Source organism: Vescimonas sp., assembly GCF_057856985.1.
Genome location: NZ_DBLZXX010000002.1, coordinates 38,978 through 51,434, shown reverse-complemented (window position 1 = coordinate 51,434; position 12,457 = coordinate 38,978). Strand labels below are relative to the sequence as shown.

General features: G+C 58.8%; 13 protein-coding genes. All 13 read left to right on the top strand.

The window, feature by feature from the left end; genetic code table 11:
* The first annotated feature begins 73 nt into the window (after nucleotides 1–73).
* A complete protein-coding gene (locus tag ACZM22_RS03175; RefSeq protein ID WP_489543079.1) occupies nucleotides 74–457 on the top strand; it encodes a hypothetical protein in 384 nt (127 codons plus the stop codon).
* An 82-nt stretch (nucleotides 458–539) separates the two neighbouring features.
* Nucleotides 540–1,292 (top strand): hypothetical protein, encoded by a 753-nt coding sequence (locus ACZM22_RS03170; protein WP_489543078.1) that lies wholly within the window; start codon nucleotides 540–542, stop codon nucleotides 1,290–1,292.
* 22 nt (nucleotides 1,293–1,314) lie between these two features.
* Nucleotides 1,315–2,763, top strand: coding sequence for a bacterial Ig-like domain-containing protein (locus ACZM22_RS03165; protein ID WP_489543077.1), 1,449 nt, complete (start codon nucleotides 1,315–1,317; stop codon nucleotides 2,761–2,763).
* 136 nt (nucleotides 2,764–2,899) lie between these two features.
* Nucleotides 2,900–4,225, top strand: coding sequence for an ABC transporter substrate-binding protein (locus ACZM22_RS03160; protein WP_489543076.1), 1,326 nt, complete (start codon nucleotides 2,900–2,902; stop codon nucleotides 4,223–4,225).
* A gap of 13 nt (nucleotides 4,226–4,238) precedes the next feature.
* Nucleotides 4,239–5,795: a helix-turn-helix transcriptional regulator gene (locus ACZM22_RS03155; RefSeq protein ID WP_489543075.1), complete on the top strand. Its 1,557-nt coding sequence runs from the start codon at nucleotides 4,239–4,241 to the stop codon at nucleotides 5,793–5,795.
* 196 nt (nucleotides 5,796–5,991) lie between these two features.
* Nucleotides 5,992–6,363 carry a hypothetical protein gene (locus tag ACZM22_RS03150; RefSeq protein WP_489543074.1) on the top strand — a complete coding sequence of 124 codons (372 nt, stop codon included), beginning with the start codon at nucleotides 5,992–5,994 and terminating at the stop codon, nucleotides 6,361–6,363.
* A gap of 16 nt (nucleotides 6,364–6,379) precedes the next feature.
* Nucleotides 6,380–7,018 carry a hypothetical protein gene (locus ACZM22_RS03145; protein WP_489543073.1) on the top strand — a complete coding sequence of 213 codons (639 nt, stop codon included), beginning with the start codon at nucleotides 6,380–6,382 and terminating at the stop codon, nucleotides 7,016–7,018.
* Between the two features lie 64 nt (nucleotides 7,019–7,082).
* A complete protein-coding gene (locus tag ACZM22_RS03140) occupies nucleotides 7,083–8,426 on the top strand; it encodes a hypothetical protein (protein WP_489543072.1) in 1,344 nt (447 codons plus the stop codon).
* 37 nt (nucleotides 8,427–8,463) lie between these two features.
* Nucleotides 8,464–8,949 (top strand): DUF6935 domain-containing protein, encoded by a 486-nt coding sequence (locus ACZM22_RS03135; protein WP_489543071.1) that lies wholly within the window; start codon nucleotides 8,464–8,466, stop codon nucleotides 8,947–8,949.
* Between the two features lie 3 nt (nucleotides 8,950–8,952).
* Entirely contained in the window at nucleotides 8,953–9,591 is a 639-nt protein-coding gene (locus ACZM22_RS03130) for a hypothetical protein (RefSeq protein ID WP_489543070.1), read from the top strand.
* Between the two features lie 56 nt (nucleotides 9,592–9,647).
* The gene (locus tag ACZM22_RS03125) at nucleotides 9,648–10,940 is read left to right on the top strand and encodes an SPFH domain-containing protein (RefSeq protein WP_489543069.1); all 1,293 of its coding nucleotides are present in this window, start codon (nucleotides 9,648–9,650) and stop codon (nucleotides 10,938–10,940) included.
* 13 nt (nucleotides 10,941–10,953) lie between these two features.
* On the top strand, nucleotides 10,954–11,490 hold the full coding sequence (locus ACZM22_RS03120; protein ID WP_489543068.1) for a hypothetical protein: 537 nt from the start codon (nucleotides 10,954–10,956) through the stop codon (nucleotides 11,488–11,490).
* Nucleotides 11,491–11,665: 175 nt separating this feature from the next.
* Nucleotides 11,666–12,439: a DUF5684 domain-containing protein gene (locus tag ACZM22_RS03115; RefSeq protein WP_489543067.1), complete on the top strand. Its 774-nt coding sequence runs from the start codon at nucleotides 11,666–11,668 to the stop codon at nucleotides 12,437–12,439.
* Nucleotides 12,440–12,457 lie beyond the last annotated feature (18 nt).

The following is a 12,457-nucleotide window of genomic DNA, read 5'->3' as shown; positions in this document are numbered from 1 at the left end:
TGCTACAATAGCAGCATAGAATGGGACGCGGTAAACCCGTCGGATATACAGGAAAGGGAAGAGGGATGGCACAATGCGTAAAATTGTGATAGATATGCAGAATTATCTGTTTGCCGACGTTGTGGCGGCCGCTTTCAAAAGCTCTGACTACGATATCGAGGTGATCCGTGCAGAGTCCCCAAGGGACACCGTGGAGCTGTGCCAGATATACGAGCCCTTTGTGCTTGTGATGGAGGTGACAGGGTATGCCCCGTGGAAGCTCGGCGAAAGACTGAGACTGCGCGGCGAGGTAAAGGCGCTGTGCCCCAACTGCAAGATCGCGCTGATGGTGGATGCCAACACCGAACGACAGACGGCAAAGGACATCCGGGACGCCAAGAAGGACGGGCTGATCGATCAGTTTTTCTACGGCTCCATGCCTGCCGAGTACCTGATGGATCAGATCTATGCTATGTGAAGGAAAGAGCCCGCAATGGGATATTTCATAAGCAGCTACAGGAACCTGCCGAATCGGGCAACGACGGAAAGGAGAAAATGTTATGGCGAACAAGTGTGGAATTTGCGGCGCGGACATCAACCTGATGCAGACCCAGAAGCTGGCGGACGGCAATTGCATCTGCCGTAAGAATTGCAGGAGCAGGGGCTTCAAGGTGTACGACTATGTACATGGCAATCTGCCCGGCGTGAAGGCGCATCTGGATCAGGTGGCGCGGGGGACGAAGCTGTGGGATCACTACTTTGTGCCCCGTCTGAAGACAAAGGATAAGAACCAGAAGCTGACACGCTTCGGCGCAAACCTGTATGTGGCGGAGGACATCGGGCTGGTGGCCTTTACACAGGTGGACTACAAGATCCTGATATTCGGCAAGACCACACGGGCCTGCGTGTACCGCATCGCCGATCTGCGGAACTATAAGTATGAGGAGCAGATGGTGAAAAACGGCGACAAAACCGAGAAAAAGTCAACGGTGCGGATGGTCTTTATCAACACCGCGGGCATGAACGCCTTTAACCTCGAGGTGAACAACTTCAAGGAGTATGAAAAGCTCAGCAAGTATTTCGATACGCTCTTCGGCGTGCAGAAAACGCTGGGCAACGCCGCCAACACGTGGAAGCAGCAGATGACCGCCATCAAGGATATGGCCTCGGGTCTCAGCGCCGCCATGCGGGGCGAGGAGGACGCCGGGGAGAAGGCGGCCGCCGCCATCAATTCGCTGGACGCGGCGGTCTACGGCGACCGCACCGAGTGGATCCGCCGGGCAGACGCGGCCCTTGCCGCGTTTAACGGATAAAATTGTTTAGGAGGCAGAAATCATGAAAAAGCAGTGGCTCAGCATGATATTGGTCCTTTGTATGGTGCTGTGTCTGGCGCCCGCCACGGCGCGAGCGGAAGAGAGTAAAACATGTAAGGTAATAATCACCGTGGAGGTGAACGGACTGCCTACGAGCGTCAGCGCGGCAGGCACGACCTTTACATTCCAAATCAAGAAGGCCATAAATGCAGTGACTCCACAATACTATGTTTATGATACGACGACTGTCAACGTCGGAGCAGACGGAAAAGGAACAAGCACCGTACCGGTCGAGGAGGGCAAATATATCGTGAAGCAGGATGTACCCGGCGATCCAATCGGGGAGTATGTATGGTACAGCATTTCTTATACGGGCGGCAGCAACGAAAGCGGCCCGCAGGACGTGTATGGCAACGGAAAAAGCACCGAATTCAAGGTATACAACACCTATAAACCAGCGAGCGAGACAAATGTGACCACACTGCCGATCACGGTGACCGGATATAAGGCGGGCGCAAATGTAAAAGATGCCAAGGTTACAACGACAGAACCCGGTATTGCGCTTAGCTACTTCCGATTTATGGAAAAGAACTTGGCGGGTGAATGGACGCCCGCACCTCTGACCGAAACCTTCAAGGCGGATACAGAATATCGAGTAGAGATTTATTTTAATGAGATTTCGGGGTGCAATTACGACGAGCTTAAAAAGGAGAACGTGACCGTAAACGGAGTGAAAGCGGACGCCTTTGAAACGACGTGGGATGATTCTCCGAAGAACGAAGATTATCGGGTGGTCCACGGCCTTGGCAAACCGGAGGTCGTCAAGAAGGTGGATCACATTGAGATCACAACACCGCCTGCCAAGACCGTGTACAACGCCGGCGACAAGTTCGACCCGAAGGGCATGGTGGTCACTGCGGTTTACGAAGATGGCACCAGCGAACCCATTACCAACTATATCATATTCCGCGGGGATAAGCTCGTTCAGGGGCAGGCGGATGTGACGATCCAGTATGACGATGGCAGCGGCAGCAGCAATATCAAGGTCAGGCAGTCCATCGAAGTGAAGCCGTATGTGGGAGACCATCGGCATACCTACGATGGCGGCCCGTGGTACGCGGACGCGAAGAGCCACTGGCATCAGTGTACCGACAAGGATTGCCCGGATCGGTATGCCAGCACAAAGGATCTGGCGTCCCATACCTTCGTGTGGAAGGTAGACAAGGCGGCCACCGCCACTGAAACCGGATCGAAGCACGAGGAGTGCACCGTCTGCGGCTTTGAGCGCAATGAAACAGAGATCCCCACGCGGCACGGCAGACCGGACACCAAGCCGGACGGCGGCGCGGAGAATACCGCTACATCTCCCAAGACGGGCGATGCGGGTATCGCGCTGTATGCAGGGCTGTCCCTGCTGGCGCTGAGCGGCAGCGGATGGGTCGTTGGCAAAAAGCGCAGAGGAGAGAGGTAAAATTCGCCTTCCGCAGGCGGCAGGGATCGTTTCGCCCTGCCGCCTGCAGAGATGGTGCGCCGGGTACGCTTTGACGGCGCAGGCAGCCGGGACACCTTATTACGCGGTATTTTTCACGAAAGGGTGAGACTCTAACATGAAAAGAAGAATCGTTTTGTGCCTGTTGGCGCTGGCGCTCCTGCTGGTGACAGGATGCACGCAGGAAAAGGAAGCGGAACCACTGACCGTAACGCTGTGGCACGTCTATGGCGGCGAGGTGGATTCCCCGCTGAACGGCCTGATCGAGCGGTTCAACAGCACCGTGGGCGCAAAGCAGAACATCCGCGTGAAGGTGGAGCTGGTCAGCAACAGCGGCAGTATTCATAAAAGCGTGCTGGCCGCCGCCAACAGCGATCCGGGCGCACCGTCGCTGCCGGATATGTTCGTATCCTATCCCAAGACGGTGCTGGCTCTGCCGGATCAGAGCATATTGGTGGACTATCGGGATTATTTCAGCGAGGAGGAGCTGGCGGCGTTTATCCCTGCCTTTCGTGAGGAGGGGATGATCGGCGGGCGGCAGGCGATTTTGCCCCTTGCCAAATCCACGGAGGTGCTGTTTGTCAACCGGACGCTGTTTGACCGGTGGGCAGCCCAGTCCGGCGCCAGCTATGACGATTTGACTACATGGGAGGGCGTTTACGCGCTGGCAGAGCAGTACGCCGCGGATACCGGCAAATGCTTCTTTGTCCACGACTACCACTTCAATTATTTTCAGGTGGGCGTGGAGTCTCTGGGCGAGGACTTTTTTCAGAATGACGGCGTCAGGTTTGGTCCCGGATTCGAACGGGCCTGGGAGCCGTATGCCCGGGCAGGTCTGACGGGCGGTTTGTGGCTGTACGACGGGTACGCCACGGAACCGCTTCGCACCGGAGATGTGGTGGTATCTGTGGCATCTTCCGCCAGCGTGCTTTACTATTCCGACACGGTGACGTATCCGGACAACACCTCGGAAAAGGTGACGATCACTTCCATGCCCTGCCCGGTGTTTGAAGGGGGCGACAAGCTGGTGATGCAGCGCGGCGTGGGAATGTGTACCGTGAAGTCTACCCCGGAACGGGAGCAGGCGTGCATCACGTTCCTTAAATGGCTGACCGAGCCGGCATGCAACGTGGAATTCGTCACCAGCCTGGGCTACATGCCGGTGACGCAGGAGACATTTGAGAAATATCTGCCCGATGCCGTGGAAAAATTGAGCAACCCGCTGTATGTGTCGCTGTATGAGACATATCTGCAAATGCAGGAGGCGTATACCTTCTGCTACCCGCCGCAGATGGAGAATTATCTGGATCTGGAGACGCGGTTTGAGAATCTGGCACGGCTGAAGCTGACGGCAGGGCGGACACAGTATCTGGAGGGCGGCAATACGCTGGACGCCCTGATCTGGGAGACTTTAGAGAGTTTTAAGCTGGATTACGGCACGTGAAAGAGGAAGGCACATGCGATCGATTCGGAATGCGATTCAAAATTCGTATGCAGCCAGCCGCAGTATGGCTGTGCGGCTGGTGCTGTATTGGTTCATAATGGCGCTGCTGCTGGTGGCGGCCATCCTGTCTATCCTGATGGCCACGGGCGTGCTGTCCCATCCTGCACGGCAGCTGGCCAGCGCCCTCGACATTCAGCAGAAAAATACATATGCGGCACTGGATGCGCAGATGGATGAGCTGACAGCCCACAGCGTGGCCATATCGGAAAAGCTGGGACGGGAGCTGGACACCTTCCTTGCGGCCAAGGGCATTCCCTTTGACGCGCTCAACGATGACCCAGCCACCATCGCGGAGCTGGAAAAACGGCTGTACGCGCCGCTGAGCAGTACGTTGAGCGCCGCCTCGTGCAGCGGGATATTCTTCTGCCTGAATGTGACCGCCAACACAGAGCTGCCCAACGCGGACGTGCTCAGGGCGGGACTGTATCTGCGCTATACAGGGCTTCAGCCTACGGTGGCCTCGGAGCAGGATGCGGTCTGCTTTCGCGGCGCGGCAGAAGCGGCGCGGGGGTTACGGCTTCAGATGCACAACCGCTGGAATCCGGAGCTGAATACCGCGCTGATCCCCGGCAGCGAGAGGGTTTCCGCCAGTCAGGTCGAGCGTCCGGCGGAGGGCAGCCTGTGGGTAAAGCGTACAGAACTGCTGGATACATGGGAATATGTGACGCTTCTGTGCGTGCCGATCCTGGATGGCAGCGGCACCGCGCGGGGATTTTGCGGCATGGAGATCAGCGACCTCTATTTCAGCCTTTCCCACGATACCGTGTCCAGCGCCTATGGCAATATGCTGACCCTGCTGGCGCCCATCGACGGCGACAAGCTCGATCTGTCGGGGGCTATGCTGGGCGCTACCAATGGTACGCGCCTGACGGCCGAGGGTACGCTGCATATCAAGCCGGGGAAATACTATACCGTCTACTCCGATGGCAAGGAGTCCTATCTGGGGCGGCACCGGCTGCTGGACGCCGTCACCTCGGACGGCGTTCCGCTTGCTGTGGTGACGCTTGTGACAGCCAACGCCTTCCGCAGCTATGAACGCAACTCGCAGATCGCATGGTTTTTGGGATCGGTATTCTTTTTGCTGGCAATGCTGGTTGCCGCAACCGTGCTGTCCCGCCGCTTCGTCAAGCCCATCAACGAGAGCCTTGCGGCGGTCAGAGGCGGCACAACGGAGGTGGTGGCCTCCGGTATTTCGGAGATCGACGAGCTGCTGACCATGATCCGCACCCGGCCGGCGGGCGCGCTGCCGCCCGATGTGGAGGCGCGGCTGTGCGGCTTTGCGGAGAGGGCGGGTACGCTGACCGGCATGGAACGTACCATCCTGCAATACTATATGGACGGCTATACCGTCAAGGATATTCCTGAGCTGGCACATATCAGCGCCAGCACGGTAAAGACTCATAACCGCAATCTGTACCGAAAGATGGAGGTAGATTCGTTCGATGAGCTGAAGGTGTATATTGAACTGTTCGCCAGCTGCGGCCGCAGTGGTGAGCTGCTGAAAAGATAAGAAAGACGATAGCAGAGTGCACAATCCAAGTCACATTGGATTGTGCACTCTGTCTACGCCTAAGGGCGATTTTCACGTTTGCCGGCAAAATTCACCCTTTGGGTAATAGAAATTTTACGTAAAACCACATATAAGTGTGTATATAGCTGAGCGTGAGTACGGGAAAGAACTGCGACGTAAGCAAGGAGGGACTGGAATGCGCCGCATCATTAAAGCGTCCATGGAGGACAGATCCTCTATGGAAAGGTTTCAGTTTTCATTGCGCTGTGCGGTATGCGGCTCCCTTTGGGAAAGTCAGCCGGTGTGCTTCTCCAAGGCGGGGATGCAGCCGGAGAGCGAAGGAAAGCGCGTGATTTTTCAGGCGCTGTACCGGCGGGAGCGAGAGGAAGCCTTCGAGTGGGCCGCCACAGAGGCGCTGGAGCATTTCAGCCTGTGTCCCATTTGCAAACGGCTGGTTTGTGACCGGTGTTTCCTGCTGGGCGAGGATATTGACCTGTGTACGGACTGTGCGGCGTTCTTACAGGAGAGCGGCGAGCCGGTAGAGAACTCATTCACAAAACACGGCTGAAGCGGAGGAGCTGCCTATGAAATGGAAGGGCTGGATAGGAGGTGCGCTGCTGGTCATGATGCTTTTCGGAACGCTGGGCTGCGGTAAAAAACGCGGCCCTGTAACCGGCGGTATGGTGGACGGCCCCGGCATGATGTATACGCCGGAGGATCAGAGCCCCTTTGCGGGGAAGTGGCAGAGCCGGGACGGCAGCATCGTCATGGAGGTGGAGAGCAGCGACCCGTTGGAGAGCTCCCGCATACAGGTGTTTGTGGACGGCGAGCTGGATTTCGAGTCCGATATGTGGGTGTATCAAACCGGAAGCGTGAAGCTGACGCAGGAGCACAAGAGAATCCTCATGACGGGGACGTTCAGCGGCCTGACGTTCAATCACAAGGAAAACGCTTTCCGCATCCGGTACAGTGACGACAGCGGCTTGAAATGGCTGACGAGAGACGGCGCTGCGTGCAGCGAGGAGGATGTGAGCTTCTCTTACGAGCCGCAAACACCGCCGCCCGCGGCGTGGAGCTGTCCCACCTGCCATGCGGAGAATGAGGGCGGCTGCTGTACCAGCTGCGGCATGGAGAAGCCGCTGACCTGCCGCCGATGCGGCTGGCAGCCGGCAAACGAAAAACTCCCCGCCTACTGTCCCGAATGCGGCCTCCGCCTCAAGTGAGACGTGCCAATATAATGTAGAGTAAAGATAACACAGAAACACTAAAAAAACAGGAGGAGACATGATGAAAAGATTGAGAAAGCCTGCGGCGCTGCTTCTGGCGCTGGTGATGGCGCTGACGCTGGCGGCCTGCGGCGGTAAGGGCGCCAGCAAGACAAACCCCGCCGTGGGCAAGTACATCGGTGAGACGGTCCTGTCCTTCGATGAGTGGGTGCCCATGGACGAGGTGTATGATCTGGGTGACAACTACATTGAACTGAAAGAGGACGGTACGGGCTGCTTTATGCTGGACGGTGACCCGACGACCATCGACTGGAAGCTGGATAAGGACGGCGCCCTGACGCTGGACAGGGACGGAGCGATCTGCAACTGCACGCTGAAGGACGGCCTGATCACGGTGAATGACTACTTCGGCTTTGACCTGCAGCTGACGTTCCGTAAGAGCGGAGGCAGCACAGGCGGGAACACCGGCGCGGATGAAATGTCTTTGGATGACTTTGCCGAGGTATACGGCGGCGACTGGCACGGCATGGCGGGTCTCACCGACGCCACCGGCGCATTCGAGGAGCTGAACGATACCGCCCATGAGATCCTGGCGCGGCTGGTGTTCGACGGGGACGGAGACTGTCAGGTCTGGCTGGCCATGTATCTGGAGGGAGAGAACGATTTCAACTTTATCGACACGTATGCACGCGTCGTGCCGGATGACGACACCGGTCTGGAGCTGCGGGGTACGTTCATGGGCGGCGAGATGCAGGACGGCATCCTGTCCGTGGACGAGACCGGCGCACTGTATGTCAGCTGCGAGGTGGATTCCGACCTGGTGGACGGCTCTATCAGCCTGCTGGCCAACCTGCGGCATTTGGACGACGAGAACTGGACAGACGAGGACTACATCCCCATGCCGGAGAGCGCCGTGGAGTATTATCGCGGCATGACCTTTATGGAGATCGCCAGCACCTTTGAGATTGACACCAGTCTGATCCCCGATAACGGCAGCGGCGACGCTGCCGCTGCCATCCCCGACGGCGGCGACAACGGCGGTCTGCCGGAGAACTATCCCTTCGAGCGCACCACCTCCAACGGCGAGGGCGAGTACGGCAAGTCCAATCCCGATGCCACCGGCCGGGCGGATCTGGCCACCATGCAGAAGGTGCGTCAGGAGCTGTGGGACATGAGCTCCTCCAAATCCTCGAAATTGACCTATGACGACATCAAGGCTATGCTTGGCGGCGAGGACGGCATCCCCCATACCGGCATGGATGAGAAGAGCTGGAACAGTGAAAAGCACGCCTACGGCTGGTTCAACGGCGAGGGTGACTACTACGTGCTGTACTTCGTGGTGCGTGACGGCGACGAGTACTACACGGCCGCTACCTTCTCCAGCAGCGTGAGAGGCGACAGCTGACGAACGGTACGGAAATCAGAGAAAGGAAGGACGAGATATGCAAGTGACATTGAACGCACTGCCCGCTTCGCTGGCGGAATTTCGGAATCTATCCCTGCGGACACCCGAGGAGGTAGTGGCGGGCTTCCTGTGCGCCCTGCACCTGTATGTGAAGAACCCCAGCGAGGGTGTGGAGACTATGAACCTCCTGCGAGGGCCCCGTCCTATGACCCCCTATGACAGCCAGTTCCTGCGGGATCGTCTGCGGGGCAAGGAATATCTGCCGCTGGCGTATTTTGCCGGAGCCACGCCTCAGAACAGCTATGTGCCTACCCAGCCTTATGTGCTGAAGGTGCTGGCCGATCCCCGTCCGCAGGATATTGAACCGGGCTATCTGCGCCTGTTCATCGCCACACCCGGCGCGGACTCTCCCCGCCCCATCAAGCTGCGGCAGAAGCCCTCCACCGGCGAATGGTTCCTGTGGGAGTATTCCAGTCCCCTCAGCGGCATCCGCATCCCGGCCGCCCAGGACCCCTGGGCCTGAGCCGTGAAGCGGCGGTGGTATCCGCTGGCGCTGCTTCTGGCGCTGGCGGTGAGCCTGACGGCCTGTCAGGTGGAGTTCATCCCCCGCGGGCAGCCGGAGAACAACGGCAGCACCACGATAGACACACCGCCCCTGCCCGGCGGCAACACCGACCCGGTGGATGTGACCGACCCGGTGGGCGGAGATGAGGAGCCCTCCGGCGGCAGCACGGACTACACCATGGAAAAGTACCGGCGGTATCTGGAGGGTGAGTGGGCCGGCGTGGAGGGCGAGATCGAGGGCGATCGGTATAAGCTGGCGGACGAGGAAATGTCCCTGACGCTGACGTTCATGAGCGCCGACGGCGTGACCGAGGACGGGCACGGCACATGGAGCATGGGCGCATGGTACGAATATACCGACAGCTATGGCAACCACGAAAAGCTGGATGGGCTGCACGTGGAGTTCCACAAGGGGCCCATGTACTACGGCTGCGCCAACGAGGAGTGGTACGCGGAGCTGGTGGGTGGCCCGGAGAACGTGGAGTACACCGTGACCGTCGTCGACAACAACTATCTGGAGCTGTACCGCTATGTGAAGGATTCAGCCATGGTATGGTTCGTCAGCTGCGAGCGGTCGGACGGCCAGTGGATCGAGGAATAGCAACGGTTTTCCATTATAGGCGGAAATAAATACAGAGAAAAGGAGATTACATAACTATGGGACTGATTAAAGCGGCATTGGGCAGTGCGGGCGGCGTACTGGCTGACCAGTGGAAGGAATACTTTTATTGCGAGGCACTGCCCGAGAACGTGATGGCTGTCAAGGGTCAGAAGCGCACCTCCGGCCGCAGCAGCAACACCAAGGGCGGCGACAACATCATCTCCAATGGCAGCGTCATCGCGGTGGCCGATGGCCAGTGCATGCTCATCGTGGATCAGGGCAAGATCGTGGATATGTGCGCCGTGCCCGGCGAGTACACCTATGACCAGTCCACCGAACCGTCCATTTTCGTGGGCGATCTGGGCGAAGGCATCAAAAACGTATTCAACAACATGGCCAACCGCTTCACCTTCGGCGGTGAGGCTCCCAAGGATCAGCGTGTCTATTACTTCAACACCAAGGAATTGATCGGAAACAAGTATGGCACCGCCAATCCCGTGCCCTTCCGCGTGGTGGATCAACGCGCCGGTATTGATATTGATGTGGGCATTCGCTGCTTCGGCGAGTACAGCTACCGCATCTGCAATCCCGCCCTGTTCTATACCAATGTGTGCGGCAACGTGGCGGAGGCCTATACCCGAGACAAGCTGGACGGCCAGCTGAAAACCGAGCTGCTGACCGCCCTCCAGCCCGCCTTTGCCAAGATCGGCGAGGATGGCATCCGCTACTCTCAGCTGCCCGGCCATACCATGGAGCTGGCAGACGCACTGAACGAGGTCCTCAGTAAAAAGTGGCGTGACCTGCGTGGTATCGAGATCGTTTCCTTCGGCGTGTCCAGTGTGACGGCGGACGAGGAAGATGAGAAGATGCTGAAGGAGCTGCAGCGGAACGCGGCCTTCATGGATCCCACCCGCGCCGCCGCCCATCTGGTGGGCAGTCAGGGCGATGCCATGAAGATGGCGGCCTCCAACACGGCTGCCGGCCCTGCTATGGCCTTTATGGGCATGGGAATGGCCGGTCAGGCCGGCGGAATGAACGCTCAGAACCTGTTTGCCATGGGCCAGCAGCAACAGGCCCAGCAGGCGGTGCAGCCCGCACCTGCCGCTCCCGCCGGATGGACCTGCTCCTGCGGCCACAGCGGCAACACCGGCAAGTTCTGTGCCGAATGCGGCCAGCCCAAGCCCGCCCCCGCCGGCGAGTGGAAATGTGCCTGCGGCGCGGTGAACACCGGCAAGTTCTGCGCCGAATGCGGCCAGCCCAAGCCCGCCCCCGCCGGTGAGTGGACGTGCGCATGCGGAACGGTCAACAAGGGCAAGTTCTGCGCCAACTGCGGTCAGCCTCGCCCCTAAAGCCATGAAGAAGATGATCGTCATTCTTATCGCGGGTGTTGTGGTGGGTATCACGATCTCGGGTCTTTATAAGCACTTTGTCACCGACCGCATAATGGACGGCGGCGGCATGGAGAACGAGTTCGCCAACGCCTTTCGGGATGGCGACACGCTGAAGAGCATCCGCTGGTCGCAGAGCGCCTCGAACTACGACGACTGCTTTCACTTTGATCTGGAGGAGACGGACGGCGCGTATACCATCTCCGGATGGTGCATTGACACCGAGGGCAGCCGAGAAAGGGTAGAGCGCACAGACGCGCCCCTGACGCCGGAGCAATGGGCGGAGGTGGAGGCGTGCCTGCGGGAGAACTGGCATCAGCCGCCCACGGCCTTGCCGGAGGGGGTGCTGGTCCTTGACGGGGCGGAGAGCTACCTCTACATCACCAGCCAGAGAGAGGACGAGATCTTCACGGCAGAATACAACGGCGAGTATGAGGACGCCCTGAGGACGCTCCTGCGGGAGCTCCTTATAGGCACGTCCGGGGAATATGCTCCGGCAGAGGAGGAGTAAGAGCACCGTTACCCGGCAGCCTCAGACGCAGGCGGATCACTACCCGTTATGCGGCGTGAAGCGCGGCGGCAAGAGCCTCTGTCAGGACCGGGGAACGCCCCTGTGACAACAACAGATCACCGTCAGCCGGCAGGCATACTGCCGGCCGGTGATAGCGTTAGGAAAGGAGAAAACAATGAACGATTACTACGATTATTACACTTACAGCAGTCCCCCTACCTTTAACCCGCTGCCCACCATTATCTCTCTCGTGTTGTGCGTGTTCGTTCTGGTGTGCATGTGGATCGTTTTCCGGAAAGCCGGTAAGCCCGGCTGGGCAGCCATTGTTCCCTTCTACAATCTCTATGTGCTGTTTGATATCACCTGGGGCAGCGGTATGCGCTTCCTGCTGCTGCTGATCCCCATCTACAACATCATTCTGGGCATCCAGACACAGGTTCGGCTGGCCAGGGCATTCGGCAAGAGCGGCGGCTTTGCGGCGGGACTGGTTTTCCTGCCCTACATCTTCATCCCCCTGCTGGCTTTCGGCAAAGAAACATATCAGGGCGTTCCTGTCAAGGCGGCTCCCTATCAGAACAATCCCTATCAGCAGGGCGGCTATTCCCAGCAGCCCCAGCAGCCCTATCAGAATCCCTATTCCCAGCAGCCCCAGCAGGGGCCCTATGGCGCCGCGCCTCAGCAGGGCTACCAGCAGCCGCAGTATAACGTGCCCCAACAGGGCTACCAGCAGCCCCAGCAGTCTCAGTATGCTGCGCCTCCCCAGCAGCCCCAGCAGTATGCGGCCCCTCAGCAGCCTGTTCCTCAGCAGCCCCAGCAGTATACGGCACCCCAGCGGCCTGCCCCTCAGCAGCCGGAGCAGACCGCTGCCGCTCCCGCTTTTTGCCCCAGCTGCGGCGTGAAGAGCAACGGTGAGAAATTCTGCCAGAACTGCGGCGCACCTTTGCACTGATCCTTCCTGCCATAGCTG